Below are 26,904 nucleotides of genomic sequence, written 5' to 3' on the forward strand. Positions count from 1 at the left end.
GGACGCTTCGCGACGATCGGCGCAACCGGACAGACGTACGGCTGCGGCCACCCGGCCGCGGCTGAGGGATCCTCAGCGCAGCGTGCAGACCGTGCCGTTGAGGCGGAACGCCCCCGGCGGCACGTTCGGCCCGCTGTACGCGCCGACGAAGCCCACTGTCGTGCTCCCGCCGTCGGCGGCGAGCCGCCGGTTGTCGGCGGTCGGCGTCACCCGGACGTCGCGGCCCTGCTGGTCCCAGGTGGCGCTCCACCCGCTGCTCACCTGCTGCCAGGCCGTCGGCCAGGTCCAGGTCAGCGTCCAGCCGTCGACGGCCTTCGCACCCGTGTTGATGACCTCGACGTTCGCCACGTACCCGTTGCCCCAGTCGTTGTCGTCGTTGAACCGCACCGCGCAGGAACTCTCGGCGGGGCTGCCGGTGGCGAACGTCAACGGCGGCGACGACCACGAGACCCGCCCGGCGGTGTCCCGGGCCAGCACGTTGACCGTGTAGCGGGCGCCCGGTTCGAGGTTGCCCACGGTGAGCGACGTGCCTGCGGTCTCGCCGAGCTGCTCGCTCACCGCGCCGTACTGCCTGTGCACCTCGTACTTGGCGATCGGCGAGGCGCCCGGCGTGGCCGCCGGCCAGGAGATGGTCGCCGCGCGGTCGGTCACCGCGCTCGCCGTCGGCCGGCCCGGGGCACCGGGCCGCCCGGCCGAGCTGCTGGCAGGTCGCAGCACGAGCGTGGTCAGCGAGTACGGCGGCAGCGTCCGCGCGGCCGCGTTGCCGGAACGGGCGGTGCTGATCGCGGTCGCGCCGTTGGTGAACGTGTGCACCGTCGGCGCCTCGTCGGCCGGGGTGAACCCGGCGTAGTCGAGCGCCACCGGGTACGCGGTGTCCGGATCCTTGTTGAGCAGCAGGACCGCGACGCTGCCGTCCGGCCGGCGGACCGCGTGCGCGGCGACCAGCGGCTGGTCGGTCCCGGCGCGGACGAGCTGGTCACCGGGCCGGACGAACAGGTTCATCATGGACAACGCGTGGTACGGCGCGAACGGGGTGTTGAACGCCGGCTGGCACACCTCACCGTCACTGGTGCAGTTGCCGCTGGACAGCAGTCCGAAGTCGCCGTAGTCGGTCTGCCCGGCCACCTCGGAGACGGTGCCGATGCCGTTGTGCACGTTCCACCACTGCACCGTGAACACGCCCTGCTCCAGCAGGCCGCTGTAGGCGTCGGCCAGGAACAGCGCGCCCGGCGCGGTGGTGCGGCCGGCGTCCACGTTCAGCTCGGTGAAGCTGATCCCGATCCGGTCCGCACCGGGGCCGGCGTGCCGGGCGATCTGCTGGCGCAGCAGCCAGGCCGCGTCGGGCAGATGGTTGGTGCGGGCCAGTGAGTCGGCGGCGCTGCCGCCCGGGTACCAGTGCACGTCCACGAAGTCGATCTTCGGGCCGGCGATGGACAGCACGGTCTGGTTCCACGGCCCCGGATCCGATCCGGCGGTGATGCCGTCCGGCCAGTTGCCGGGCATGGTGAGCACCGCGCCGACCTTGATGCTCGGGTCGACCGCCTTCATCGCGTCGGCGTACTCGACCACCAGCCGCGCGTACTGGGCGGCGCTCTTGTCCGGGTGGTCGTCGGCCTCCCAGGCCGAGCCGTAGTGGCCGTTGCCGTAGTTCTCGTTGCCGACGGTCCACCACTTGGCGCCGTAGCCCTTTGTGACGTTGGCGTAGCGGACCCACGCCGCCGCCTCGGCGGGCGTGCCGGTGCCGTAGTTCGCGATGATCATCGGCTCGGCGCCGACGCGGCGGGCGCCGGCCATGAACGTGTCGAAGTCGGTGTTCGGCGCGACGTAGCCGCCGGGCGCGGTGTGCGTCTCCCAGTGGTAGATGTCGGCGTACGAGCCGCCGGGGTAGCGCAGCATCTTCACGCCCGCGGCCTTGAGCAGGTCGGACGTCTCGGCGCTGCCGAGCTGCGAGTCCCAGATGGCGTGGTTGACGCCGAGCGCGGTGGCCGGGACGGTGGCCAGCCCGGCGCGGGTGTTCACGGTGACGGTGACCGGGTCGGTGGGGTCGGCGGCGGCGACCGGCCCGCCGACGGTGCTGAGCGCGGTGGCGAGCAGCAGCAGGCTGGCCGCGAACGCGGTGGTTCTCCTCATGCGGGGGTGTCCTTCGGAGTGGGACGACGAGGCGATGCCCGGTCTGCGTCGTCCTCCCGGAGCCGTGACGGCGGCGGGTGCCCACGAACGACGATCGGCTCCGCGCGGCGAGCCATCGATGAGGATCATACGCCCGGCGCGGGGGAGTGCAGGGCTTAATTTATAGACAGGAGTCTTTACTGTTAACAATGTTTAATTTATGTTCGGGGCACCTTCCGTTCCCCCCGAAGGAGTTGCCACCATGCGCCGAAGAATCACCCTCCCGCTGCTCACCGCCGGTGCCGTCACCGGGACGCTGGCGCTCGCCGCGCCCGCCCAGGCCCACGGCTACGTCTCCTCGCCGCCGAGCCGGCAGGCGCTCTGCGCGCAGAACCGGGTGCCCGACTGCGGTCAGATCAAGTACGAGCCGCAGAGCGTCGAAGGCCCCAAGGGCCTGCGCAGCTGCCACGCCGGCATCGCCCAGTTCGCGGTCCTCAACGACGACAGCCGCAACTGGCCGGCCACATCGGTCGGCAGCACCGTCACGTTCACCTGGGTCAACACCGCCCGCCACGCCACCGCCAACTGGGAGTACTGGATCGGCGGCACCCGGGTCGCCGTGGTCGACGGCGGCGGCCGCCAGCCCGGCGCGACCGTGTCGCACACCGTCAACCTCGGCGGCTTCTCCGGCCGGCAGAAGCTGCTCGCCATCTGGAACATCTCCGACACCGCCAACGCGTTCTACTCCTGCGTCGACCTCCAGATCGGCGGCGGAGGCGGCAACCCCACCCCGTCACCCACCCCGACGGCTGCGCCCACCCCGACCGTTGCGCCCACCACGCCCGCGCCCTCGCCCACCCGGACCAGCACCCCGGCGCCGGGCGGCACGTGGACCGCCGGGCGGGCCTACCAGGTCGGTGACACGGTCACCTACGACGGCCGCAGCTACCGCTGCCGCCAGGCGCACACCGCCATCGCCGGCTGGGAGCCGCCGAACGTACCGGCGCTGTGGCAGCAGATCTGAGCCCGCGTACCCGCGCGGCGGAGCCGGCCGGTCCCCGGCTCCGCCGCGCGTCCGCCCGCCCCGCCACGGCGCTACTCACGGTGATGCTGGCCCTGACCGGGTGCGGCGGCCCGCCGACCGCCGATCCGTCCCCGCCGGTCCCGTCCGCCACGGCCCCGGTCCCGGCCGGCGCGGACACCACGATCAGTGGGATCGACGCGCTGTTCCTGGCCATGATGGTGGCGCACACCGAGCAGACGCTGGAGATCGTCCGGCTCGGCCTCGACCGCGCCGGCGACCCGCGCGTCCGCACGCTCATCGCCGCCGTCCGGTCCACCGAGACCGACGAACTGGCCACCATGCGCGGCTGGCTGCGCGAAGCAGGCCCGTCGGCTGCCGCCGCGGCCGCCCGGCACGACCACTCCGGGCACAGCGACGCCACCGCCGGACTGGCCCGGCTGCGCGCCGCCGCGCCCGCCGACGCCGACCGGGTGCTGCTCGACGTGCTCACCCGGCACCAGCGCACCGCTGCCGACCTCGCCCGCGCCCAGGTCGCCGCCGGGACCAGCGAGCGGGTACGCGACCTCGCCCGCCGCGTCGACCGCTCCCGCACGGCCGAGGTCGAGCTGATGGCCGGCCTGGGCTGAGCGGCGGGCCCATGGACGTCCTGGATTCGTCCGGACGGACATGACCTTCGTCACGGTCGCGCCCGCCGGCCGCGCTCCGACAAGGCCGGCGAATCGGCGCGCACCAGCCCTTTCCGTGAGCCGCCCGGGCAGATCGGGGCCGGTGGCGCGGCCGGTTCGGGTGTCGCCGCGGTTCTCCCGTCGGCAAAACCGGCCGCCTCTCGTCCCAGGTCATGGCTACGCTGTCGCCCGGACGTCGCCCGCCGCGCGTTCCGCCCGCGCTCCGCAGACGGCGCGCGGCGCCGCCACCGCCTCCCAGTGCCGGACCGGATCCAGGAGACCGTCAGTGACCCAGCAACCCGTAGCGACGTCGACGACACTCGACGCCGCCGTACTCAAGGTGGCCGGCGTCGTCGTGCTCGGTGCGATCATGTCGATCCTCGACGTGACAGTCGTCAGCGTGGCGCTGCCGACGTTCCAGAGCGAGTTCGACGCCACGTACGCCCGCGTCGCGTGGACCATGACCGGCTACACGCTCGCGCTCGCCACGGTGATCCCGCTCAGCGGCTGGGCCGCCGACCGGTTCGGCACGAAACGCCTCTACATGGTGGCGCTGGCGCTGTTCACCATCGGCTCCGGGCTGTGCGCCACGGCCGACTCGATCGGCGAGCTGATCGCCTGGCGGGTCGTCCAGGGCCTCGGTGGCGGCATGCTCATGCCGCTCGGCATGACGATCATGACCCGGGCCGCCGGCCCGCACCGCATCGGCCGCCTGATGGCCGTGCTCGGCATCCCGATGCTGCTCGGCCCGATCACCGGCCCGATCCTCGGCGGCTGGCTGATCGACGTCGCGAGCTGGCACTGGATCTTCCTGATCAACCTGCCGATCGGCGTGGTCGCCCTGGTCTACGCCCAGCTCGCCCTGCCCAAGGACAACGCCGAGCCGTCCGAGTCGTTCGACTTCCTCGGCATGCTCATGCTCTCGCCGGGTCTCGCGCTGTTCCTCTACGGCATCTCCACGCTGCCCGAGACCGGCACCGTCGCCGACACCAAGGTCTGGCTGCCGATGCTCGCCGGCGGCGCGCTCGTGGTCGCCTTCGTGCTCTACTCGTTCCGGCCCCGGCACCCGCTGCTCGACCTGCGGCTGTTCCGCAACCGCAACCTGACCATCGCCGCCGTCACCATGTTCGTGTTCATCATCGCGTTCATGGGCGCGGGCCTGCTGTTCCCCAGCTACTTCCTCCAGGTGCGCGGCGAGACGACGCTGACCGCGGGCCTGCTGATCGCGCCGCAGGGCATCGGCGCGATGCTGACCATGCCGATCGCCGGCATGCTCGCCGACCGCGTGCCGGTCGGCCGGACGGTGCCGTTCGCGCTGGTGCTCATCGCGGCCGGGTTCTTCACCTTCACCCAGCTCGGCACCGACACGTCGTACTGGCTGCTCTGCGGCTCGCTGTTCGTGATGGGCCTCGGCATGGGCGGCACGATGATGCCGATCATGACCTCGGCGCTGAAGACGCTCAGCGCGGCCGAGGTGGCGCGCGGGTCCACGCTCGTCAACATCCTCCAGCAGATCGGCGGCTCGGTCGGCGCCGCGGTCATGTCGGTCATCCTCACCAGCGAGCTGAACGGTTCGCGGCCGATCCCCGGCGTCACCGACCCGGCCACCGGCACCCCGCTGACCGAGGCCCAGCTCGCCATCGCCTCCCAGCAGCGGCCGGAGCTGATCCAGCAGTTCCCGGTGCCGCCGTCGCTGATCGAGCGCGGGCTCGACTACGCGGCGAACTCCTTCTCCACCACGTTCTGGGTCGCCTTCGGCCTGGTGTTGCTGACCTTCATCCCGGCCGCGTTCCTGCCCCGCCGCCGCGAGCCCTCGCACCTGCTCGACGGCGACCCGGGCGAGGACAAGCGTCCGGTGCCGGTCCCGATCCACTGACCGCCGCCGTGATCCAGGGCCGGACGCACATGCGTCCGGCCCTGGGCCGTCTGCGGCGCCGCGATCCGCCACCCCCGCCACGGCCGGCGCCTAGGATCGGAGACGGAACCGGAGGAAGGCGGCCAGCGTGAGCGCAGACGACGCGCAGCGGTCGGCGCGACGGCGTAACCGGCTGCTGCTCGCGGGCCTGCTCGCCGTCGTCGGGCTGATCCTGCTGCTGCTCGGCCTCACCGTCGCCACCGGCACCGTCGCCGGCGTCGAGGTGGTGCTCGCGTTGTTACTGCTGGTCACCAGCTACGCGATCCAGCGGGTGGCCCGCCGCGAGACCGTCTACCGCGACGAGCGGCGCTGACCGGTAGGGCGGTCCGGCCGGGCTAGGCTGCCGGTGTGGATCACGAAGACCGGATTGCGCTGTTCCTCGACTACGAGAACCTGGCCCTCGGCGTACGGGACCATCACGGCGGCCGGCCGTTCGACTTCCGGCCGATCGCCGACGCACTCGCCGAGCGGGGACGCGTGGTGGTACGCCGCGCGTACGCCGACTGGTCGTACTTCGACGAGGACCGGCGCATGCTCACCCGTTCACACGTCGAGCTGATCGAGATCCCGCAGCGGATGGGCGCCTCGCGCAAGAACGCCGCAGACATCAAGATGGCGGTGGACGCGGTCGAGCTGGCGTTCGAGCGCGGCTACATCTCCACGTTCGTGATCTGCACGGGGGACAGCGACTTCACCCCGCTCGTGCACAAGCTGCGCGAACTCAACAAGCGGGTGATCGGCGTCGGGGTGGAGAAGTCCACCTCCGCGCTGCTGCCGCCGGCCTGCGACGAGTTCCTCTACTACGACCGGCTCGAAGGCGTGGACGTACCGCCACCGGCCGCCCGCCGGTCGCGTCCGGCCCGGCCCTCACCGGCGGAGCCGGCGCCCGAGCCCGCCGTCGAGACCGCACCGGCCGAGGAGGAGTCGTCCCGCGACGTCGACACGCTCGCCGTGCAGCTCGTGCAGACGGTGGCAGGCATGCAGGGCAGCTCCAGCGGTGACGTGACCGCCTCCGCGCTCAAGCGCGCGCTGCTGCGCAAGGACCCCACGTTCAGCGAGTCCGACTACGGCTTCCGGACCTTCGGTGAGCTCCTGCGCCACCTCGCGGCGCACAACGTGGTCGAGCTGGCCGCCGGGCCGGCAAAGGGCGATCCGGAGGTGTCCCTTCCCGAGCAGGGCGACCGGGAGGTCGCGTTCGGGCTGCTGCGCTCCGTGGTGGTGGACCTCGCCGCGGACGGTGGCGCGGTGGCGCTGTCCGGCCTCAAGGACCAGCTCCGGCGGGCGCGGCCCGACTTCAGCGAGAAGAAGCTCGGCTACCGCAGCTTCCTCCAGTTCTGCAAGGCTGCCGCGACGGGCGGCGCGGTGAAGTTGCGCTGGAGCCCGGACGACGGCGACTACCTCCTGACTCCCCAGACCCCCTGACCGAGTCCTCCCCGCCCGCCCCGCCCTTCACCCCGCTCGTCGAGACTCGGGGACACCTCGGCTTGATCCACGCCAGCTCGCCGAGGTGGCGGGGTCCGAGCCCGCCGGATGCCGCCACCTCGGCGTAATGGTGTCGATCAAGCGACCGCCACGGCAACCGTCCGGGCACGCCGATCAGCAGCCTGGGCGTGGCCACCTCGTTCGCCATCCTCGGCCGGTACGTCGAGGATGGCGGCACCGTCATCCCCGGCTGGCACTCGGCACCGCGGGGTCAGGAGAGGGCCGCGTCTACCTGGGCTGTCGCGCCGAGCCTTACCGCCAGGCCGAGCCGTCGGCCCACCTGGTCCAACAGGGCCGGCTCGGACGAGACGCTCGGGCTCGGCTCCCCGGTCGGGCCGGGCTCCCCGGTCGGGTCCGGGTCGCCGGTCGGGCTCGCGGTCGGCGCTGGAGTCACCTGGTCGCCGGGAGGGGGGCTGGGCGGTTCGGCGGGCGTCGACGGATGCTCCCCGACGCGTGCCGGCAGCGACCCGGCGACGGGCGGTGCGGTGGTGAGGATCCGCGCCCCGGACTCCACGGTCGCGTTCGGGGGGCGCTTCGGTGGCGGCGCGGGCCGGGTCGGCCGGACCGTCGGCGACGGCGGATCGACCGGGTTCGTCACGGGCGGCACCCCGGGAGCGGGAGGCGCGGCCGTGGTGGCGGGCGCGGTCGCCTGTCCGTGCGCCGGATCGGTCTGCCCGGCTGTCGCCGTCCAGGTGCCGGCGGAGGTGACGCCCAGCAGCACGGCCACCGCCGCGACGCCCGCCGCGGCCAGCCGCTGGGGGAGTGCCCGGTCGGCCGGGGCGTCCCACGGGCCGAGCGGCCGGGATGGCCGGGGCCGGGCGGCCCGGTGGGCGGACCGCAGAGCCTCGACGTCCTCGACGAACGCCTCCCGCGTACCGGTGGCGTCGGCGTGGGCCAGCGTGAGGTAGAACCTGGCGTTCGCCGCGCCCGGGGCCGGCATCCGCAGGCCCGCCGGAGCGCCGCCGTCGGCGTCGTGCAGCAGGGTGACCGGACGGTCCGGGTGGTGCCCGAGGCCGCGTAGATCCCGCAGGGGCCAGTCCCGCCGGGCGTCGGGCCCGGCGAAGGCCACCCGCCGGTCGGTCACCACGGCGGCACCACTGTCCACCACGCGCAGTCCCGCCGGCAGCGGGCCGTCGGCCGGGTCGAGACAACCGGCGAGCGCGCGGCCCGGCACCGGCAGCCCGGGCAGGTGCCGAGCCGTCGCCTCGACCAGGTCGACCGTAGGCAGGATGCGGTAGACGACCTCGCCGTCGTCCAGCGGCACCGGCAGCGCGGTGCCGGGCAGTGGGCAGCCGCGGAAGCCCGCCGCCTCCATCGACAGCCGGTCGAGGTGGTCGGCGCGGCGGCGCCAGGTCCGGGCCGCCGCCTCGTACGCCTGGCGCCGGCGCTCGTTCTCGCGCCGCGCCCAGGCCAGTCGCCGCTGCGGATGAGCCCCGATCGCGTCGGGTCGCCTCGCCATCACGCCTGGTACAACGCCCTGCGGAGAACCCGGATACGTGAGCGCGGCTATCGTCCGTGTTGGCGGTGGTATGCCCGCGATTAGACTTCGGGGCATGCCGCGGATCGTGCAGTTGCTGGCCTCGCCCGTGCACCGGTACGTGGGCCGCCCGGCGGACGGACCCGCCCCCGCGCCACCTGGTGAACTGGTCGACCGGGTGGAGCTACGCGCCGGGCTCGGCATCGTCGGCGACCGCTACTTCGGCCGTCCCGCGCACCGGCAGGCGAGCGTCACGCTGATCGCGCGGGAGTCGCTGCCGCCCGGCGCGGACCTCACCCAGCTGCGGCGCAACGTACTGACCGAGGGCATCCCGGTGGACGATCTGGTCGGGCACGTGCTCACGCTCGACTCCGGCGACGGCCCGGTCAGACTGCGCGTGCATCGGGCCGCGCCGCCCTGCGCCTGGCTCGACGTGGTGGTCGCGCCCGGTACGTGGAAGGCGATGCGCCGCCGCGGCGGCGTCCGGTGTGCCCCGCTCACCGACGGCGTGCTGCGGGTCGGACCGGTCACCGTGTCCGTCGACGACCGACAGCGAGGGAACTTTCCCCGCCCGCCGGCCGACCAACCGGAGGGCGAGCGGCACCGCGGCCCCGTCAGGAGGGACGCGGAATGAACCGAGCGGGGCGCGCATCCGTACCGTCCGGCATGAGCATGCCGGACCGGCGGGCCGGCCGCGGATGAGCCCGGACGCCGACGACGAGCAGGTCACCGGGTGGGCGCGCCGCGCCGCCCGGGGTGACCAGCTGGCCGCTGCCGCGTTCGTGCGGGCCCTCCAGACGCCGGTGTGGCGCTTCCTCGCCCACCTGGCCGGGCCGGCCGAGGCCGACGACCTGACCCAGGAGACGTTCCTGCGCGCGCTGCGCAGCCTGCCCGGCTTCGCGGGCCGGTCGTCGGCGCGTACCTGGATCTTCACCATCGCCCGCCGCGTCGCGGTGGATCATGTGCGGGCGGCGACCGCCCGGCCCCGGGTGGCCGCGCTGCCGGACTGGCAGGCCGCCGCCGAGGCGGCCGGCGCGGTGACCGGCGGCGGGGACGACGGCGTGGTGCTGCGCGGTCTCATCGCCACGCTGGCACCGGACCGGCGGGAGGCGTTCGTGGCGACCCAGGTGCTCGGCCTGTCCTACGCCGAGGCGGCCGAGGTGTGTGGCTGCCCGGTGGGCACCATCCGCTCCCGCGTGGCCCGCGCCCGGGAGGATCTGGTCGCCGCCTGGTCCGGCGACGTCCGCGACCGCCGGGCCCGCTGACACCACGACCACCGTGCCCTGCCGGGACCACGACCGGCCGGGAAGGCCGCGACCCGGAGACCCGCGCGGCGGGCCGTCAGGCGGCGCGCCGGTCGCGGGCCTGTGCGGGGTACGGGCCGGGCGGCACCAGCCGCAGCGCCGGCGCGGCCGGTTCCTCGGCCGGCAGCGCCCACCGCGAGCCCTCCGACCGGCGTTGCCCGGGCGGGGTGTCGCCGGGGCGCCGGCCGAGGCGGGACAGCACCAGCATCACGGCCCAGCCGACAAGCAGGAAACCGTGGCTGACCAGCCGGGTCATCGCCACCTGCCCGGTGATGAGGTCGTTGACGGACAGCAGTACGAGCGTGGCGACGAACGCGCTGAGCATCGGCAGCAGGCCGGACGGGGCGGACCGGCGCGCGGCCACGTAGAGGAACCCGGCGCCGACGGCGACGTTCCACGCCGCCGACTCGTGCCACAGGTGCTGGCCGGAGGCGTGCGCGTGCTCGACGACCGCCTCCCGGCCGATCTGGGCCAGGCCGAGGACGAGTTGCACCGCGCCGAGCAGGCCGAGCGCGCCGCGCAGGCCGAGCGTGATCCGGTGGCGGCGGCTGGGCCGGGGCGGGGGAGCGGCGGCCAGGACCGCGTCGACCAGGTCGGGCACCCGCGGGGCGAGCTGCGTACGGGCCCGCCGGGTCACCGACGCCGCCGAGTCGAACCAGCCGCGGCAGCCGGCGCAGCCGGTCAGGTGCGCCTCGGCCGCCTCGATCTCCGAGCCGGACGCCTCACCGTCCAGCTGTGCCGACAGGATCTCCCGCCACTGCTCACACACCATGTAGGGATAGTCGTCGCCAGAGCCGCGCTGGTTCCCGGCGGGGTGCGGGTCACGCCGCGTCACCCGGCGGCGACGGTCACGGCGCGTCGGACGTGCCGGCGACTACCCCCGGCGGGTACGGGTAAGCCCGCCCGGGAGGGGCCGCTGTGACACGCGAATTCGTGAACTGGTCCGGTAGTCTCCGCTTCGAGCCGGCGGACCGGGCCGAGCCGGCCGACGAGGCCGAGGTGTGCGCCCTGGTGCGCCGTGCCCGGGCTGCCGGCGCCACCGTCCGGCCGGTCGGCTCCGGGCACTCGTCCAGCCCGCTGGTGCGGACCGACGGGATCTTACTCAGCCTGGACCGGCTGTCCGGCGTGATCTCCGACGACGGGCGGCTCGCGACCGCTTGGGCCGGCACCAAGCTCCGGGCGCTCGGCGAGGGGCTCTACGACGCCGGGCTGGCCATGGACAACCTGGGTGACGTCGACTACCAGTCGATCGCCGGGGCGACCGCCACCGGCACCCACGGCACCGGCATCGGATTCGGGAACCTGAGCACCCAGGTCACCGGCGTACGCCTGGTCACCGGAACCGGCGACGTGCTGGACGTGGACGCGCGCCGCAACCCGGACCTGCTGCCCGCCGTCCGTCTCTCCCTCGGTGCGCTGGGCGTGGTCACCCGGATCACGCTTGACGTGCAGCCGACCTACCAGCTGCACCGCCGTTCCTGGTGCGCGCACCTCGACTGGACCCTGGACCACCTCGCCGAACTCCAGCACACCAACCGCAACATGGACTTCTACTGGTACCCGCGCAGCGACCAGACGCAGATCCGGGTGATCAACCGCACCGACACGGACGCCGCGCCGGAACGGGCGCAGTCCCGGCTGCCGGACGGCGAGCCCCGGCAGAGCCAGGTCGGGCCGACCCACCGCACCATTCCCCGGGACCGGGAGCTGCGCTTCGAGGAGATCGAGTACATGCTGCCGTCGGAGGCGTTCCCGGCCTGCTTCGCCGAGGTACGCCGCCGGGTGCGCGACCGGCACCGCCGGGTGGCCGCCTGGCGGGTCCTCGTCCGCACCATCGCCGCCGACGACATCTGGCTCAGCAACGCCTACGGCCGGCCCACCACCACGATCGCCTGCCTGCAGAACACCTCACTGCCGTACGAGGAGTACTTCCGGGACGTGGAGGCGGTGTTCCGGCACTACGGCGGACGCCCGCACTGGGGCAAGAAGCACTGGCTCGGCGCGCGGGAACTGCGTCCCCTCTATCCCCGCTGGGACGACTTCCAGGCGGTGCGCCGCCGGCTCGACCCGGACGGGGTGTTCCTCACCCCGGACCTGGCCCGGCTGCTGGAGGAGTCGTGACCGCGCCGGTCGGCGCCCGGGTGTGGGTGGTGCCCGGCGGGCACGTGCCGTTCCCCGCGCACGGCCCGGAACCGGCGTTCACCGCCTTCGACCAGCTCTGCGTGCTCAACGCCGGTTACCGGGACGCCGCTGTGGAACTGGACTTCTACTACCAGGACACCGAGCCGGTGGGGCCGTACCGGCTGCTGGTCGGCGCGCGCCGCATCCGGCACGTACGGGTGAACGACCTGATCGACCCGGAGGCGGTGCGGCTGGACCGCCCGTACGGCTGCGTGCTGCGCTCCCCGGTGCCGGTGGTGGTGCAGTTCCTGCGCCAGGACACCCGGCTGCCCGGCGTGGTGGCGCTGACCGGCACGATGGCGTACCCCGGATGAGGTTCGAGCGGGCGACCGCGGGTACCCCGGCGCATGCGGGACGCCGTCGACCGGGTACGGGACGCGGGCCGGTCCGGCCACCGGAGGCTGCGGACGTACTTCCTCGTGGCGGTCCAGGCCGGTCTGGCCGCCGCGCTGGCCTGGACGGTGGCCCGCGAGGTGCTCGGCAACCCCGACCCGACGTTCGCGCCGGCCGCGGCGGTGAGCGTCATCGCCGCCTCGCTCGGCAACCGCACCCGGCGGACCGTGGAACTGGTGATCGGGGTGGTCCTCGGCATCGTCGTCGGCGACCTGCTGATCCGTCTCTTCGGCACCGGGCCGTGGCAGACCGGCGTGATCGTGTTCCTGGCCGTCTCCGCGGCGGTGCTCGTCCGCGGCACCGGCGCGCTCGTCACCCAGGCCGGCGGTACGGCGGTACTGGTCGCCACGCTGACCCCGGTGTCGCCCGACCTGGAGCTGCCCCGGACCGTCAACGCGCTCGTCGGCGGCGTCTCCGGCCTGCTCGTGGTGCTGGTGATCGCGCCGCTGAACCCGCTGCGCGCGGTCCGCCGCGTCGCGGACCCGGCGCTCGACACGTTCGCGTGCCAGATGACCGCGTCGGCGGAGGCGCTGGCGCGGGCCGACGTGCGCGCGGCCGACGAGGTGCTGGCCCGGATGCGCGCCGCCGAGACGGAGCTGGACCAGATCGACGAGATGGTCACCGCCGCCGACGAGGTGGTCCGGTTCTCCCCGGTGCGCTGGCGGCGACGGCGGGCCCTGGCCGCGTACCGGCACGGCGCCGTGCACCTGGACCGGGCGTTCCGCAACAGCCGCGGCATGGTTCGCCGGGTCGGCACCGCGTTGCGGGACCGGGAGCCGGTGCCGCCGCAGCTGCCAGCCGCGCTCGAGCACTTCAGCGAGGCGATCCGGCTGCTGCACCGGGAGTTCCTGGCCGCCGAGGAGCCGGTCGCCGCCCGGGAGCGGGTGCTGTGCGCGGTCCGCGACGCGGGCGAGGCGTACCGGCAGGACATCGGCTTCTCCGGCACGGTCGTGGTGTCGCAGTTGCGGACCGTCGCCAACGACCTGCTGCGTGCCACTGGCGTGCCGCCGGACGAGGCCCGCCGGCAGGTCCGCCGGGCGGCTGCGGCCCGCTGACAGGGCCCGTCACGCCTCGGTCAGGCGGGATTTCTGCACCTTGCCCATCGCGTTGCGGGGCAGCGCGCCGACCAGCCGTACCTGCCGGGGGCGCTTGTGCGCGGACAGGTGCCGCGCCACGAAGTCGATCAGCTCGGTCTCGGCCACGCCGTCGCCGACCACGTACGCGGTCACCTGCTGGCCCAGGTCGGGGTGGGGTGTGCCGACCACCGCCGCCTCCCGGACGCCCGGGTGGGCCAGGAGGGCGTCCTCCACCTCGCCGGCCCCGATCCGGTAGCCGCCGCTCTTGATCAGGTCGGTGGCGGCCCGGCCGACGATCCGGTGCGCGCCGTCCGGTTCGACAGTGGCGACGTCGCCGGTGCGGAACCAGCCGTCGCCGGTGCGGTTGGCCGCGTCGGCGTCCGGCCGGTTCAGGTAGCCGTCGAACAGCGTGCCGCCGCGTACCTGCAGCTCACCCATGGCGGCGCCGTCGGCGGGCAGCGGGCCGCCGTGCTCGTCCACCACCCGCGTGTGCACGCCGGGCAGCGGCACGCCGACCGTGCCGGGCCGCCGGGGACCGTCGGCGCGGGCGCTCACCGTGACGAGCGTCTCGGTCATCCCGTACCGCTCCAGCGGCCGGTGCCCGGTCAGCCCGGCCAGCGCCGCGAAGACCGGCTCGGGCAGCGCCGCGCTGCCGGACACGAGCAGTCGGGCACCGCGCAGCGCCCGCGCCGCCGCGGGTTGCGCCGCGATCCGCGACCAGATCGTGGGTACGCCGAAGTACAGCGAGCCGCCGGCTGCCGCGTACCGCTCGGGGTGGGGCCGGCCGACGTGGCGCAGGCGGCTGCCGACGCGCAGCGGGCCGAGCACGCCCAGCACCAGCCCGTGCACGTGGAACAGCGGCAGCCCGTGCACCAGCAGGTCGTCCGGGGTCCAGGCCCACGCGTCGGCGAGCCCGTCCAGGCAGGCGGCGACCGCGCGGCGGGACAGCACCGCGCCCTTCGGCGCGCCGGTGGTGCCGGAGGTGTAGAGGATCAGCGCGGTGGCCGCCGGGTCCGGTTCGGGGTGTGTGGTGTCCGCGCGCCGGGCCAGGTCCAGCGGTACGACGGGCGGCGAGCCGGTGACCGGCGTGCCGGGTGGCGCGAGCAGCAGTTCCGCGCCGGAGTCGCGCAGGATGTGGTCGCGTTCCATCGGGCCCGCGTCGGGCGGCACCGGCACCACCGCCGCGCCGGCGAGCAGCCCGCCGACCATGCCGACCACCGTCTCCAGGCCGGCGGTGGCGGGCACCGCGACCCGGGTCGCGCCGCGCAGGTCGTCGGCGACGGCGGTGGCCGCCCGGCGCAGTTCCACCCAGGACAGCGATCGGTCGCCCACCCGGACCGCGCCGGGGCGTTCGTCGGTGGACCCGGCGAGCCCGCTCAGCAGCGACATGCGCACCCCTTCCCGGTATGTCCGCCCGAGGTACCGCGACCGTAGCCGGGCCGGCCACCCCTGCCGGGCGTGCCGTCGGGTATGTGTCATCGTGGTCGGCGGCGAGGGAGGGTGGCATGTCGGGTCCGTTGCGCGGGGTGTTGGTCGCCGACTTCTCCCGGATCCTCGCCGGCCCGTACGCGACGATGCTCCTGGCCGACCTCGGCGCGGACGTGGTCAAGGTGGAGGCGCCCGGCGGCGACGACACCCGCGGCTGGCGGCCCCCGGTGCGCGACGACGTCTCCACCTACTACCTGGCGGTCAACCGCAACAAGCGTTCGCTGGTGCTCGACCTGACCGATCCCGGCGACCTGACGCTCGCGCACCGGCTGGCCGACCGGGCGGACGTGCTGATCCAGAACTTCCGCCCGGGCGCGCTGCGCCGCTTCGGCCTCGACCACGACACGGTCACCGCCCGCAACGCCCGCCTGGTGTACGCCTCGATCAGCGGCTTCGGCGACGCCGGGGGCGCCGACCTGCCCGGGTACGACCTGATGGTGCAGGCCGCGGCCGGGCTGATGAGCCTCACCGGGGACGCGGACGGGCCGCCCTACAAGGCCGGGGTGGCGGTGTTCGACGTGATCGCCGGGCTGCACGCGGTGGTCGGGATCCTGGCCGCGCTGCGGCACCGGGAGTCCACCGGGCGCGGGCAGCACGTCACGGTGGACCTGCTCTCCTCGGCGCTGTCCGGGCTGGTCAACCACACCAGCGCGTACGTCGCGGGTGCGGCGGCACCGCACCGGATGGGCAACGCGCACCCGAGCATCGTGCCGTACGAGCCGCTGCCCACCGCCGACGGCGAGCTGGTGGTGATCGCCGGGAACGACGGCCAGTTCCGTACCCTCTGCCGGGTTCTCGGCGTGCCGCAGCTGGCCGGCGACGCGCGGTTCGGCCGCAACGCCGACCGGGTCGCGCACCGCGACGAGCTGCGGCCGCTGCTGGTGGCAGCGCTGTCCCGGCGCGGAAGCGCGGAGTGGTTCGCCGACCTGCGGGCCGCGGGCGTGCCGTGCAGCCCGATCAACTCGGTGGCCGAGGGGGTGGCGCTGGCCCACCGGCTCGGCCTGGACCCGGTGGTGACGATCGGCGGGGTGCCGGGGATCCGGAACCCGATCGGCCTGTCCGGGGCGCCGCCCCGCTACGATCTGCCGCCCCCGGAGCTGGACGAGCACGGCGCCGAACTGCGCGCCTGGCTCGCCGCGGAGTGACCAGCCCCGGCCGCCGTCAGAGCGTCTCGACCAGCCGGAAGCGTTCCAGCACGGCCGCTGTGTCGTCGTCGACGGTGAACGCCGGGTCGCCGAGCCAGCCGCGGTAGTCGTCGCCGTGCCAGAACCGTTCGTGGCCGGCGCGCCAGGTGGCGACCGTCTCGAACCCTTCGCCCTCGTCCCGGGCGTGGTCGAGGTCGACGTCGCCGAGGCGGGCGACGCGGACCTCGACCAGCTCGATCACCGCCACCGGCCGGCCGCCGGAGTCGATCACCGCGAAGCGGGTGCCGGCGGCGGGCAGCGGCTCTCCGTCGATCTCGTAGTCCTGGAGCAGCCCGGTGGTGGTGGTCTTGCTCCCGTCGAGCACCGCGGCGACGAGCTGGTCGCGCAGCGGGCCGGGGAACGCGAACTCGAACGTGGGCAGGTCGGCGTCCATGCCGGGCAGGGTAGCCGTCAGCGGCGGCGCAGCGCGGGGTCGAGCAGCGCGGGCGGGGTGTCGTTCTTCTCCTGCGGGGCCAGGTCGACGCCGGGGGCGACGATCGCGTCGATCGCGTCCAGGACGTCGGCGGTGAGCACGGTGTCGGCGGCGGCGAGTTGGCTGCGCAGGTGTTCCGGCGTACGCGGTCCGATGATCGCGCTGGTCACGGCCGGGTGCGCGGTGACGAAGCCGAGCGCGAGCTGGATCAGCGTCAGGCCCGCGTCGTCGGCGACGGCGGCCAGCCGTTCCACCGCGTCGAGCCGGGCCCGGTTGGCCGGGATCGTGGGGTCGAAGCGCTGCGGCATGAACGTGGACCGGTGGGTGGTGATCTCGCGGCCGGCCCGGATCGCTCCGGAGAGCCAGCCCGAGGCCAGCGGGCTCCACACCAGGACGCCGAGTCCGTACCGTTGCGTGACCGGCAGGACGTGCGCCTCGACGCCGCGTTGCAGGATCGAGTAGCTGGGCTGCTCGGTGACGTACCGGCCGAGGTGGTGCTCGCGGGCCGCCCACTGCGCCTCGACGAGGCGGTGCGCCGGGTAGGTGGAGGTGCCGAAGTAGCGGATCTTGCCAGCCTGCCGCAGGTCGGTCAGCGCCGACAGCGTCTCCTCGTCGCTGGTGGCCGGATCCCAGCGGTGGATCTGGTAGAGGTCCACGTGGTCGACGCCGAGCCGGCGCAGGCTGTCCTCCAGTGCGGTGACCAGCCAGCGCCGGGAGCCGCCGCGGCGGTTGCGGTCCTCGCCCATCGGCAGGGCGGCCTTCGTCGCCAGGACCACGTCGTCGCGCCGGCCGGCGATCGCCCGGCCGACCATCTCCTCGGAGATCCCGGTGCCGTAGGCGTCGGCGGTGTCGATCAGGTTGATCCCGGCGTCGAGGGCGGCGCCGACGAGCGCGGTGGCCTCGTCCTGGGTGGTGCCGCCGATCGGGCCGAGGTTCATGGCGCCCAGCGCGAGCGTGCTGACCTGTACGCCGGTGCGGCCCAGGGTGCGGTACTGCATGGGGTGTCCCTCCGGTGGCCGCGACGGCGCGGCCTGACTCGGTGATCTCTCGTCCCGCCTGGCATGATGGCTATGCGGAACATTGCTCCGGTAACGATACGGAACCTTGTTCCGGTTGACAACCGCAGTCGAGGAGAGGACGCCGAACGTGACCGACACCACCGGGCCGGACCGCCGCCGGGCCGACGCGCGGCGCAACCAGCGCTCGCTGCTCGACGCCGCCGCCGCGGTCTTCGTCGGCTCCGGCGTCGAGGCCCCGGTCCGCGACATCGCCGCCGCCGCCGGTGTCGGCGTGGGTACGGTCTACCGGCACTTCCCGACCCGGGCCGACCTCGTGGTGGCGGTGTACCGGCACCAGGTCGAGGCGTGCGCCGAGGCCGGCCCGGTCTGCCTGGCGCAGGCGCCCACCCGGTACGCGGCGCTCACCCGCTGGATCGACCAGTTCGTCGACCTGCTGGTCACCAAGCACGGGCTGGCCGCCGCGCTGCGCGCCGACAGCGGGCAGTTCGACGCGCTGCACGGCTACTTCGTCGACCGGCTGGTACCGGTCTGCGCCGAGCTGCTGGGCGCCGCGGCCGAGGCGGGCGAGATCCGCCGGGACGTCGACGCGTACCAGCTGCTGCGCGGCGTCGGGAACCTCTGCATCGGCGCGGACAGCGATCCCCGCTACGACGCGCGCCGGCTGGTCGGCCTGCTGCTGGCCGGGCTGCGGTCCCGGGACTGACGGCCGGGGTCAGCCGTCACCCGGCAGTCGCCGGCCGAGCCAGTCCAGCAGCTCCCGCTCGTACTGCGGGCTGACGCTGTCCAGCTCCTCGCCCTCGCCGAGCGTGGGGGCGTGGTCGCAGCCGGCCAGCCGGGCCACCGTCAGCTCGGCGTCGCGTGCCGCCCGCCGCCACACCGCGAGGCTGTCCTCGATCGGGATCCACGCGTCCGTCTCGCCGTGGCAGAGCAGCACCGGGCAGGTCAGCCGCGCCAGCACCGGCGCCGGGTCGTAGTCCATGTCGGTCCAGGTACCGGGCGTGGCGGGCAACTGCTCGGGCAGGAACGCCAGCGGGAACCACGGCCGCCGCGCCGCCGCGTCGATCGCCGCCTGCGCCACCGGGCGCGGCACCTCGCCGCGCTGGTACCCCTCGGCGACGCGGCGCAGCTCGGCCAGCTCGGCCAGGTCGGCCGGCCCGTAGCCGTTGCGGCGGAGCTGCTCGGCGGTGCCGTGGCGCATCTGGACCGCGGGGCTCACCGCGCTGCACCCGACGAGGACGAGGAAGTCGACCGGGTGCCGGACGGCGGTCAGCGCCGCCGCCCACGCGCCCTGGCTGAAACCCCAGAGCCCGACCGGCGCCGCCCCGACGTGCCGGCGCAGCTCGGTGAGCGCGGCGGACGCGTCGTCGGCCTGGTCGGCCAGCGGCACGTCGTGCCCGTCGACCCGGGGACGGCGGTCGTAGCGCAGCACCGCGACCCCGGCCGGAGGCAACAGACGGGCCAGGTGTTCGTAGAGGAAGTAGGACCGCTGCTCGGCGTGCGAGCCGTGCAGCACCACCAGGCCGCCGCGTACCGGCCCGGCCGGCAGGTCGAGAACCGCGGGCAGTCCTGCCGCGCCGACCGTCGTCTCCATGCCGGGCAGTGAACCACGAACCGTCCCGCCCGGTGGTCCCGGCCGCCGTCCGGGACACCCGCGTGCGTACGCTGACCAGGTACGTCGCCGCGACCGTGGAGAACCGCCATGACCAGCCCCGCATCCCGTACCGTCCGGGTCGCCCGCCCCGAGGACGCGGCAGCCCTCGTCGACCTGATCGAGTCGGCGTACCGGGGTGAGCGCAGCCGGCAGGGCTGGACCCACGAAGCGGACCTGCTGGCCGGGCAGCGCACCGACCCGGAGATGGTGACCGCCGCCGTCACCGGCCCCGGCGGCGTGGTGCTGATCGCCGAGCAGGACGGCGACCTGGTGGCCTGCTGCCAGCTGGAACGCCGCGACGACCACGTCTACTTCGGCATGTTCGCCGTCGCGCCCGGCCGGCAGGGCGGCGGCGTGGGCCGGGAGCTGCTGGCCGAGGCCGAGCGCTACGCGGCCGAGCAGTGGCACGCCGGTGAGATGCGGATGACAGTGATCGTCCAGCGCGACGACCTGATCGCCTGGTACGAGCGGCGCGGCTACATCCGTACCGGCGAGCTGAGCCCGTTCCCGTACGGCGACGAGCGGTTCGGTGTGCCGCTGCGGCCGGACCTGGCGTTCGAGACACTGCGCAAGAAGCTCGGCTGACTCAGCCGGGCCGGTCGACGAGCGCGACCAGCTTCTTCGGGGCCAGCACGCAGTAGCTCTCGGTGAGCAGCTCGGCGACCTCGGTCCAGTCCGTGTCCGCGTCCAGCCGCAGGCCCACCACGTCGGCGGCCCAGTCCGGCTTGAAGAAGTGCGGCCCGGCCGCGAGCAGCCCGGCGATCTCGTCGCCGGGGGAGCGGAACGTCATCACGCAGACCGGCTCGTCGGTGGCCGCGGCCCGCGCGTACGCCGCCTGGTGGCCCGGGTCGACGGTGAGCACGTGCGCGAACGTGCGGCCGCGGATCCGCCACCGCACGCCCACCCAGGCCGCTTCCTCGTAGGTCTCCGGCAGGCCGAGACAGATCGGCCGCAGGCGGTCGAGGTGCTCGGGTGGGACGTCTCCGGGGCCGGTCATGCGCGCAGGCTAGCCGCAGCCCCCGACATTCCGGCCGCACCGGCGTGGCGACCCCGCCACAGGCCGTCCGACCAGGAAATGTCGTAGCCGGGGAGTACGACAGCGATGAGTTTCGGCGAGCCGCACGGTCATTGCCGGGAGAACCCCCTCGGACGAGAGGACGAGACATGAGCGGCATACGAGTACTTGTCGGCACGCGCAAGGGCGCGTTCATCCTGACCTCGGACGGCAAGCGCGACGACTGGACCGTCGACGGTCCGCACTTCGGCGGCTGGGAGATCTACCACCTGACAGGTTCACCCGTCGAACCGGACCGGCTGTACGCGTCCCAGTCCGGCGGCTGGTTCGGGCAGCTGATCCAGCGCTCGGACGACGGCGGCCGGACGTGGACGACGGCCGGCAACGACTTCGCCTACAGCGGCGAGGTGGGGCAGCACCTCTGGTACGACGGCACCCCACGGCCGTGGGAGTTCAAGCGGATCTGGCACCTGGAGCCGTCCCGCCACGACCCCGACACGGTGTACGCGGGCGGCGAGGACGCCGCCCTCTACCTGACCACCGACGGCGGTCAGAAGTGGTCCGAGCTGACCGCCCTGCGGCAGCACCCGACCGGCCCGTCCTGGCAGCCCGGCGCGGGCGGGATGTGCCTGCACACGATCCTGCTCGACCCGGCCGACCGGGACCGGATCTACGTGGCGATCTCGGCGGCGGGCGCGTTCCGCAGCGACGACGGCGGCGCGAGCTGGCTGCCGATCAACAAGGGGCTGCGCTCGGGCGAGATCCCCGACACCGACTCCGAGGTCGGGCACTGCGTGCACCGCCTCGCGCAGCACCCGTCCCGGCCGGACACGCTGTTCATGCAGAAGCACTGGGACGTCATGCGCACCGACGACGCGGGCGCGAGCTGGCGGGAGGTCAGCGGCGACCTGCCGACTGACTTCGGCTTCCCGATCGCGGTGCACGCGCACGAACCGGAGACGGTCTACGTGGTGCCGATCACCAGCGACTCGCTGCACTACCCGCCGGAGGGCAGGCTGCGCGTCTACCGCAGCCGTACCGGCGGCGAGCACTGGGAGCCGCTGACCGAGGGGCTGCCGCAGTCGCACTGCTACGTCAACGTGCTGCGCGACGCGATGGCCGTGGACACGCTCGACCCGTGCGGCGTCTACTTCGGCACCACCGGCGGTCAGGTCTACCACTCGGCCGACGGCGGCGACACCTGGGCGCCGATCGTGCGCGATCTGCCGGCCGTGCTCTCGGTCGAGGTCCAGGTGCTGCCGTGATCCGGGTGGTGCTGCCGGCGCACCTGAAGAACCTGGCGCACGTCGCCGGCGAGGTACGCGTCGAGGTGGCCGGGCCGCCCACCCAGCGGGAGGTGCTCGACGCGCTGGAGACCGCGTACCCGATGCTGCTCGGCACGATCCGCGACCGGCACAGCGGGAAGCGCCGGCCGTTCGTCCGCTTCTACGCCTGCGAACTGGACCTGTCCAACGAGTCCCCGGACGCGCCGTTGCCGGCGGAGGTGGTCGCCGGCAAGGAGCCGTTCATCGTGCTCGGCGCGATGGCCGGCGGCTGAGCGGCACGGCACGCGGTCGCGCCGCGCGATCGGGTGTTGCGCGGCACGATCGGCGGTTGCGCGGCACGGCCGGGAACCGCGCCCGTCACCGCCACGTCTGACCGGCATGACAGGTCACGTACCCCGGACGCTTGGATGGACGATGGCCGCCGCGCTGGCTCTCGCCGGCTGCACCGCGTCACCGCCGGCCGCCGACCCGCCGGCCGCCGGCCCGCCGCCCGCCGGGCAGGTCGTGCCGGCCGGCGGGCTGCGGCTGGTGGCGTTCGACGGCTGCGACGAGGCGCTGCGGCAGCTCCGTACGGCCGCGAAGGCGGCGGTCGGCCCGTGGGGTCTCGGCCCGGGCGGCTACATGCGGCAGTTCGACGCGAAGCGGGCGGCGGTCGGTGGCGCCGCCGAGGGCGCGACGCCGGCGTCCGCGCCGGACTTCTCCGGCACCAACGTGCACGAGGCCGGTGTGGACGAACCGGACCTGGTCAAGACCGACGGGCGGCGGATCGTCACTGTCACCGGGGGCGTGCTGTCGGTGGTCGACGCGGCGAGCCGCCGCGTGACCGGCCGGCTCGCGCTCGATCCCGGCGCCGAGCGGTTCGCCGGCGACGAGGGGAGCCTGCTGCTGCACGGTGACCGGGCGCTCGTGCTGCTGCACGCGGGTCGGACCGTCAAGGGCCCGGTGCCGGGCGGGCAGACCCGCCCGGGCAGGACCCCGCAGGCCCGGCTGGTCCTGCTGGACCTCGCCGGAGCGCCCCGCGTGGTCGGGGAGTACCGGATCGACGGCCTCCTGGTCGACGCCCGGCAGTCCGGTACGACCGCCCGTGTGGTGATCCGGTCCGCGCCCCGGCTCGACTTCCCCTACCTGCCCGGCCGCCGTCCCGACGCCCAGCGGATCGCCGCCAACCGCGCGGTCATCGACAAGGCCACGCTCGACGACTGGCTGCCCCGCTACGAGATCCGCGACGACGTGCGGACCGTCGGCACCGGACGGGTGGGCTGCGACCGGGTCAACCGGCCGGCCGGCTTCTCCGGCGCGTCGATGGTCACGGTGCTCAGCTTCGATCTGGGTGCGTCCGCGCTCGGCGCCGGTGACCCGGTCACCGTGTTCGCCGACGGCGACACCGTCTACAGCAACGGCGCACGCCTCTACGTCGCCAACGACGACCGCTGGCGGACGTGGCGTGGCGGACCGTCCGGGACACGTGACACCGGCACCGAGATCTACCAGTTCGACACCGAGGCGGGCACGCCACGCTTCGTCGCCGCCGGGTCCGTGCCCGGCTGGCTGATCAACCAGTACGCGCTGTCCGAGTGGGACGGTCACCTGCGGGTCGCCACCACCACCGGCGACACGTGGGTGCGGCAGAGGTCCTCCCAGTCCGGCGTCTACGTGCTGCGCGCCGACGGGGCCACACTGAAGCGGGTCGGTGCGGTCACCGGCCTCGGCAAGGGCGAGCAGATCTTCGCGGTGCGGTTCGTCGGCGGCACCGGATACATGGTCACGTTCCGGCAGACCGATCCGCTGTACGGCGTGGACCTGCGCGACCCGGCCGCACCCCGGGTCACCGGCGAGCTGAAGATCAACGGGTACTCGGCGTACCTGCATCCGGCCGGCGACGGCCGCCTGATCGGCGTCGGCCAGGACGCGACCGGCCAGGGCCGGGTGACCGGCACCCAGGTGTCGCTGTTCGACGTGGCCGACCCGGCCCGGCCGGCGCGCATCGCCCAGCACCACGTCCCCGGCGGCTGGTCCGAGGCGGAGCACGACCCGCACGCGTTCCTGTACTGGGAGCCGGAGCGCCTGGTGGTGCTCCCGGTGCAGCAGCCGGGCGTGGTCACCGACCGCGCCGACGGCACCAGACGCGCGCCGTCGGGCGGTGTGCTGGCGCTGCGCGTCGGCGACAGGGGCTTCACCGTGGCCGGCGCCGTCGACCACCCGGGCGCGCTGGTCGACGGCGGTGAGTGGGCGTCGATCCGCCGCTCGCTGATGATCGACGGCGTGCTGTGGACGGTCTCCGACGCCGGTCTCAAGGCGACCGCCCTGGCCGGCATGACCACCTTGGCCTGGGTGCCGCTGACCTGACACCGGCCGGACCTCGCCGCGCGCGTGGGCGCGCGACGAGGTCCGGCACGTCACTGTTCCAGCGCCGCCTCGGCCGCCGCGACCTGCGGTCCCACCCGCAGCGCGTACGCGACGACGCCGCCGAGGAGGAACGTCGTGGCGGTGACGGCGGCGATCCGGTTGCCCGGCTCCTGCGCCATCCACAGCGCCACCTGCCGCCACTCCGGCCCGCCCGGCACGGCCAGCAACGCCCCCAGCGCGGCCCAGGCGGTCGGCACCTGCCAGGCGGCCCGGGCGCCGGCCAGCGCGGCCCCGAGTCCGACCAGCCCGGTCAGCCCGGCCGTGTCGCGGGCCAGCACGGACAGCGGCCCGAAGTCGGCGCCGAGCACGCGGGCGGCGGCCAGCAGCCCGACCACCACCGCGCCGTACCCGAGCAGGTGCCCGGCCCGGCGCGGCGCCCACTGCCACGCGGCGGTCCTCTCCAGCGCCGGATCGGTGCCGGCGAGCGTAGGCCCGAGCGGCGCCACCGCCATCGCTGTGGTGAGGACGGCGAGCCCGGCGGGCACCTCGGGGCGGTCGGCGAAGGCGGACCAGGCGACGGCCATCACGGCGACCGCGACCGCGGATCCGGCCAGGGCGGCGGGTATCCGGCGGGACCGCACGTACAGCGGCAGCCAGCGGGTCACGGCGCGGCCCGTCCGGTGAGCGCCGGCATCAGGTCCGGCTCGCACCGCGCGGCCGCGTCCCGCAGCGCGGTGACCCGCCGCAGCTGCTCCGGCTCGGGCAGCGCGCGCAACTGCCGCACCCCGGCCCGGATCTCCTCCTGCTTCGTGTCGGCGTACCGGTAGCCGGTCCAGGAGTCCCACAGTCGTACCGTCTCGGTGTCCAGCAGCCAGGCCGCGGCGATCGCCGGGGCGATGTCGTCGCCGCTGCGCCCGCAGCCGTACCACGTGGTGCCGCCGCCGAGGGCGACGCGCTCGGCCACGTCCGCGGCCAGGCCGGTGTCCGGGTCGACCTCCAGGAGGAACTGCACGGTGCCGGGTGCCGGCTTGGGCCGGTGCCACTGCTCGCTGTCGTTGCTGCCGATGGTGTCCAGCCGCACTTCCACCACGCGGGTAGGCGCGTCCGGCAGCTTCGCCAGCGCGCGCAGTCCACGGCGGGCCTCGGGAGTGATCTGCGGCAGCAGGTGCGCGTTGACGGCGGTGACGCACACCTGCGGCGTGCCGTCGGCGCAGACGTAGCGGCGCGCTTCCGGATCGAGCTGCCAGATGCCGGCGGGGCCCGGTACGCCGATCAGCAGGAGACCCGCGACGCCACCGGCGAGGCTCGCCGCCGCGCCGGCCCGGACCGGCCACGACCTGCCCGCCGCCAGCAGCAGGCCGGCGAGGACCAGGCCGGCCCCCAGGACGAGGCGGCTGAGCAGCAGCCGGTCGGACAGCGTCTCCCACGGTGTGTCCGGCGGCCAGGAGATCATCAGGGACGCGTTCGCCAGCCGGCTGTCCGACCCGCCGAGCATGGCGGTGCCCTCCTGCGCGACCAGTCCGGCGGCGGCCAGCAGCGGCGGCAGCAGGGGCGAGGACCACAGCCGGCCGACCGCCACGCCGACCCAGGCCGCGCCCACCAGCACCAGCACGTCGATCAGGGGGCCGGCGAATCCGCGTACGCCGAGGTAGGCGCCGCCGGAGGCGACCACCGCCGCGCTGGCGGCGACCACGAGCAGGTGCGCGGCCGCGACGGCGACGCCGAGCGCTGTCATCGCGGGCAGCGCGCGCTGCCAGCGGGGCCGGCCGGTGCTGTTCATCAGCTCGTCGGCGCGGGTACGCCGGTCCCGGCGGCCCAGCACCGCGCCACCGGCGAGCGCGAGCGGCATCAGGAGGAACACGTCGGAGGCGTGCACGTAGCCCAGCCGCAGCCACTGTCCCTGCCAGAAGCGGTACATGCTGGCCGTGCCGAGGACGCCGACGGCGAGCAGCAGCACCGTCACGACCGGCGCGTTGGAGCGGCGCAGTTCGACGCGTACCTGTCGGATCATCAGGCGCTCCGGTGCTGCTGGAGGAGGTACGAGTAGCCGCGCTCGGCGGCGCTGTCGCCGACGCCGCCGGTCTCGCCGTGGCGGACCAGGTCGGCGGGCAGGCCCTGGAACACGCGGGTGCCCTGGTCCATCAGGATGACGTCGGAGCAGGCCGCCACCACGTCCTCCACCAGGTGGGTGGAGACCAGCACGCAGGCGTCCGCGCCGAGTTCCCGGATCAGCTCCCGGAACTCGACCCGCTGTTCCGGGTCCAGGCCGACTGTCGGTTCGTCGAGCAGCAGCAGGTCCGGTTCGTTCACGATCGCCTGGGCGATGCCGGCCCGGCGCAGCATGCCGCCGGACAGCGACTTGAGCTTGGCGTCGGCCCGGTCGGTGAGGCGTACCCGGTCGATGGCCCGCTGGGCCGCGCCCGGCACCGCCGAGGCGGGCATCTCCCGTAGCCAGGCCACGTACTCGACGTACTCCCGGACGGTGAACCGGGGGTAGTAGCCGAACTGCTGCGGCAGGTAGCCGAGCCGGCGGCGCACCGGCCGCAGCTCGCGGGAGGCGGTGGCGTCCGCGCCGAGCAGCCGCAGCACACCGGCGTGCGGCTTGACCACAGTGGCGAGCGCACGCATCAGGGTGCTCTTGCCGGCGCCGTTGGGGCCGAGCAGCCCGTGCACGCCGGCGCCGAGTGTCAGCCCGAGGTTGTCGACGGCCAGGTGCCGTCCGGCCTTCACCGACAGTTCCACCGCCTCGATCCGCCAGGCGTGCCGGGTCGGCGCCACCTCGTCGGCGCTCACTGCGCGTACCAATGTCGTCTCCTTCTCGGGGCAGGGTGGTCCGCGGCGCCGGCGGGGCGCCGT

General features: G+C 74.5%; 26 protein-coding genes and 1 pseudogene. 16 read left to right on the forward strand and 11 right to left on the reverse strand.

Annotated features, from left to right (window positions below; all coding sequences use genetic code 11):
• Positions 1 to 72: 72 nt before the first annotated feature.
• A complete protein-coding gene (locus tag ACPCK6_RS11185) occupies positions 73 to 2,130 on the reverse strand; it encodes a cellulose binding domain-containing protein (RefSeq protein ID WP_423481049.1) in 2,058 nt (685 codons plus the stop codon).
• 241 nt (positions 2,131 to 2,371) lie between these two features.
• Between ACPCK6_RS11185 and ACPCK6_RS11190 the strand changes: the two genes are divergently transcribed.
• The 5 genes from ACPCK6_RS11190 (at position 2,372) to ACPCK6_RS11210 (ending at position 7,135) form a co-directional block, all read left to right on the forward strand.
• Complete coding sequence (locus tag ACPCK6_RS11190) at positions 2,372 to 3,133, forward strand: lytic polysaccharide monooxygenase (RefSeq protein ID WP_396883132.1); 762 nt, start codon at positions 2,372 to 2,374, stop codon at positions 3,131 to 3,133.
• Positions 3,118 to 3,759, forward strand: coding sequence for a DUF305 domain-containing protein (locus ACPCK6_RS11195; RefSeq protein ID WP_423481050.1), 642 nt, complete (start codon positions 3,118 to 3,120; stop codon positions 3,757 to 3,759). Before ACPCK6_RS11190 ends, ACPCK6_RS11195 begins: the two co-directional genes overlap by 16 nt.
• 325 nt (positions 3,760 to 4,084) lie before the next feature.
• Positions 4,085 to 5,674, forward strand: a complete 1,590-nt coding sequence (locus tag ACPCK6_RS11200; RefSeq protein ID WP_423481051.1) for a DHA2 family efflux MFS transporter permease subunit — start codon at positions 4,085 to 4,087, stop codon at positions 5,672 to 5,674.
• 127 nt (positions 5,675 to 5,801) lie between these two features.
• Positions 5,802 to 6,026 (forward strand): hypothetical protein, encoded by a 225-nt coding sequence (locus ACPCK6_RS11205; RefSeq protein WP_013286169.1) that lies wholly within the window; start codon positions 5,802 to 5,804, stop codon positions 6,024 to 6,026.
• Positions 6,027 to 6,061: 35 nt separating this feature from the next.
• Positions 6,062 to 7,135, forward strand: a complete 1,074-nt coding sequence (locus ACPCK6_RS11210) for an NYN domain-containing protein (protein ID WP_396883129.1) — start codon at positions 6,062 to 6,064, stop codon at positions 7,133 to 7,135.
• A gap of 271 nt (positions 7,136 to 7,406) precedes the next feature.
• Here the strand turns inward: ACPCK6_RS11210 and ACPCK6_RS11215 are convergent, their stop codons facing one another.
• Positions 7,407 to 8,654: a hypothetical protein gene (locus ACPCK6_RS11215; RefSeq protein ID WP_423481052.1), complete on the reverse strand. Its 1,248-nt coding sequence runs from the start codon at positions 8,652 to 8,654 to the stop codon at positions 7,407 to 7,409.
• A 94-nt stretch (positions 8,655 to 8,748) separates the two neighbouring features.
• On the opposite strand from ACPCK6_RS11215, the pseudogene ACPCK6_RS11220 reads away from it, so the two are divergent.
• Positions 8,749 to 9,219, forward strand: a pseudogene (locus tag ACPCK6_RS11220) (molybdenum cofactor biosysynthesis protein); the annotation flags it as partial.
• Positions 9,220 to 9,370: 151 nt separating this feature from the next.
• A complete protein-coding gene (locus tag ACPCK6_RS11225; RefSeq protein WP_396883126.1) occupies positions 9,371 to 9,937 on the forward strand; it encodes a sigma-70 family RNA polymerase sigma factor in 567 nt (188 codons plus the stop codon).
• A gap of 76 nt (positions 9,938 to 10,013) precedes the next feature.
• Here the strand turns inward: ACPCK6_RS11225 and ACPCK6_RS11230 are convergent, their stop codons facing one another.
• Complete coding sequence (locus tag ACPCK6_RS11230; protein WP_318332650.1) at positions 10,014 to 10,748, reverse strand: zf-HC2 domain-containing protein; 735 nt, start codon at positions 10,746 to 10,748, stop codon at positions 10,014 to 10,016.
• Positions 10,749 to 10,894: 146 nt separating this feature from the next.
• Between ACPCK6_RS11230 and ACPCK6_RS11235 the strand changes: the two genes are divergently transcribed.
• Genes ACPCK6_RS11235 through ACPCK6_RS11245 form a run of 3 tightly spaced genes read left to right on the forward strand, consistent with a single transcriptional unit; the run spans position 10,895 to position 13,605 of the window.
• Entirely contained in the window at positions 10,895 to 12,097 is a 1,203-nt protein-coding gene (locus ACPCK6_RS11235; protein ID WP_423481053.1) for a D-arabinono-1,4-lactone oxidase, read from the forward strand.
• On the forward strand, positions 12,094 to 12,471 hold the full coding sequence (locus ACPCK6_RS11240) for a sensory rhodopsin transducer (protein ID WP_396883124.1): 378 nt from the start codon (positions 12,094 to 12,096) through the stop codon (positions 12,469 to 12,471). The genes ACPCK6_RS11235 and ACPCK6_RS11240 overlap by 4 nt, the downstream gene beginning before the upstream one ends.
• 33 nt (positions 12,472 to 12,504) lie before the next feature.
• Positions 12,505 to 13,605, forward strand: a complete 1,101-nt coding sequence (locus tag ACPCK6_RS11245; protein ID WP_423481054.1) for an FUSC family protein — start codon at positions 12,505 to 12,507, stop codon at positions 13,603 to 13,605.
• A 9-nt stretch (positions 13,606 to 13,614) separates the two neighbouring features.
• Here the strand turns inward: ACPCK6_RS11245 and ACPCK6_RS11250 are convergent, their stop codons facing one another.
• Positions 13,615 to 15,015, reverse strand: coding sequence for an acyl-CoA synthetase (locus ACPCK6_RS11250; RefSeq protein WP_423481055.1), 1,401 nt, complete (start codon positions 15,013 to 15,015; stop codon positions 13,615 to 13,617).
• Positions 15,016 to 15,131: 116 nt separating this feature from the next.
• Between ACPCK6_RS11250 and ACPCK6_RS11255 the strand changes: the two genes are divergently transcribed.
• Positions 15,132 to 16,259 carry a CaiB/BaiF CoA transferase family protein gene (locus ACPCK6_RS11255; protein ID WP_423481056.1) on the forward strand — a complete coding sequence of 376 codons (1,128 nt, stop codon included), beginning with the start codon at positions 15,132 to 15,134 and terminating at the stop codon, positions 16,257 to 16,259.
• A 16-nt stretch (positions 16,260 to 16,275) separates the two neighbouring features.
• Here the strand turns inward: ACPCK6_RS11255 and ACPCK6_RS11260 are convergent, their stop codons facing one another.
• Together ACPCK6_RS11260 and ACPCK6_RS11265 are read right to left on the reverse strand one after the other, a co-directional pair.
• Positions 16,276 to 16,692, reverse strand: a complete 417-nt coding sequence (locus ACPCK6_RS11260) for an ASCH domain-containing protein (protein ID WP_423481057.1) — start codon at positions 16,690 to 16,692, stop codon at positions 16,276 to 16,278.
• A 17-nt stretch (positions 16,693 to 16,709) separates the two neighbouring features.
• On the reverse strand, positions 16,710 to 17,729 hold the full coding sequence (locus ACPCK6_RS11265; RefSeq protein WP_423481058.1) for an aldo/keto reductase: 1,020 nt from the start codon (positions 17,727 to 17,729) through the stop codon (positions 16,710 to 16,712).
• Between the two features lie 148 nt (positions 17,730 to 17,877).
• On the opposite strand from ACPCK6_RS11265, the gene ACPCK6_RS11270 reads away from it, so the two are divergent.
• Complete coding sequence (locus tag ACPCK6_RS11270) at positions 17,878 to 18,453, forward strand: TetR/AcrR family transcriptional regulator (RefSeq protein ID WP_423481059.1); 576 nt, start codon at positions 17,878 to 17,880, stop codon at positions 18,451 to 18,453.
• A gap of 9 nt (positions 18,454 to 18,462) precedes the next feature.
• Here the strand turns inward: ACPCK6_RS11270 and ACPCK6_RS11275 are convergent, their stop codons facing one another.
• On the reverse strand, positions 18,463 to 19,341 hold the full coding sequence (locus tag ACPCK6_RS11275) for an alpha/beta hydrolase family protein (protein ID WP_423481060.1): 879 nt from the start codon (positions 19,339 to 19,341) through the stop codon (positions 18,463 to 18,465).
• Between the two features lie 108 nt (positions 19,342 to 19,449).
• Here ACPCK6_RS11275 and ACPCK6_RS11280 point away from each other — a divergent pair, with 108 nt between their 5' ends.
• Entirely contained in the window at positions 19,450 to 19,986 is a 537-nt protein-coding gene (locus ACPCK6_RS11280; protein ID WP_396883115.1) for a GNAT family N-acetyltransferase, read from the forward strand.
• A gap of 1 nt (position 19,987) precedes the next feature.
• Here ACPCK6_RS11280 and ACPCK6_RS11285 read toward each other — a convergent pair whose 3' ends face one another.
• The gene (locus tag ACPCK6_RS11285) at positions 19,988 to 20,398 is read right to left on the reverse strand and encodes an MmcQ/YjbR family DNA-binding protein (RefSeq protein ID WP_423481061.1); all 411 of its coding nucleotides are present in this window, start codon (positions 20,396 to 20,398) and stop codon (positions 19,988 to 19,990) included.
• Positions 20,399 to 20,565: 167 nt separating this feature from the next.
• Between ACPCK6_RS11285 and ACPCK6_RS11290 the strand changes: the two genes are divergently transcribed.
• The 3 genes from ACPCK6_RS11290 (at position 20,566) to ACPCK6_RS11300 (ending at position 24,048) form a co-directional block, all read left to right on the forward strand.
• The gene (locus tag ACPCK6_RS11290) at positions 20,566 to 21,681 is read left to right on the forward strand and encodes a WD40/YVTN/BNR-like repeat-containing protein (protein ID WP_396883113.1); all 1,116 of its coding nucleotides are present in this window, start codon (positions 20,566 to 20,568) and stop codon (positions 21,679 to 21,681) included.
• A complete protein-coding gene (locus tag ACPCK6_RS11295) occupies positions 21,678 to 21,974 on the forward strand; it encodes a MoaD/ThiS family protein (protein WP_318332665.1) in 297 nt (98 codons plus the stop codon). Before ACPCK6_RS11290 ends, ACPCK6_RS11295 begins: the two co-directional genes overlap by 4 nt.
• A gap of 142 nt (positions 21,975 to 22,116) precedes the next feature.
• The gene (locus ACPCK6_RS11300) at positions 22,117 to 24,048 is read left to right on the forward strand and encodes a beta-propeller domain-containing protein (protein WP_423481062.1); all 1,932 of its coding nucleotides are present in this window, start codon (positions 22,117 to 22,119) and stop codon (positions 24,046 to 24,048) included.
• A 50-nt stretch (positions 24,049 to 24,098) separates the two neighbouring features.
• Here ACPCK6_RS11300 and ACPCK6_RS11305 read toward each other — a convergent pair whose 3' ends face one another.
• From ACPCK6_RS11305 to ACPCK6_RS11315, 3 genes are read right to left on the reverse strand one after another with little or no spacing between them, the layout of a single operon-like run.
• A complete protein-coding gene (locus ACPCK6_RS11305; RefSeq protein ID WP_423481063.1) occupies positions 24,099 to 24,713 on the reverse strand; it encodes a hypothetical protein in 615 nt (204 codons plus the stop codon).
• The gene (locus tag ACPCK6_RS11310; protein ID WP_423481064.1) at positions 24,710 to 26,059 is read right to left on the reverse strand and encodes a hypothetical protein; all 1,350 of its coding nucleotides are present in this window, start codon (positions 26,057 to 26,059) and stop codon (positions 24,710 to 24,712) included. Before ACPCK6_RS11310 ends, ACPCK6_RS11305 begins: the two co-directional genes overlap by 4 nt.
• On the reverse strand, positions 26,059 to 26,853 hold the full coding sequence (locus ACPCK6_RS11315; protein ID WP_423481065.1) for an ABC transporter ATP-binding protein: 795 nt from the start codon (positions 26,851 to 26,853) through the stop codon (positions 26,059 to 26,061). Before ACPCK6_RS11315 ends, ACPCK6_RS11310 begins: the two co-directional genes overlap by 1 nt.
• Between the last annotated feature and the right edge of the window lie 51 nt (positions 26,854 to 26,904).

The organism is Micromonospora sp. AB353 (genome assembly GCF_049538395.1).
Taxonomy (GTDB): domain Bacteria; phylum Actinomycetota; class Actinomycetes; order Mycobacteriales; family Micromonosporaceae; genus Micromonospora; species Micromonospora aurantiaca.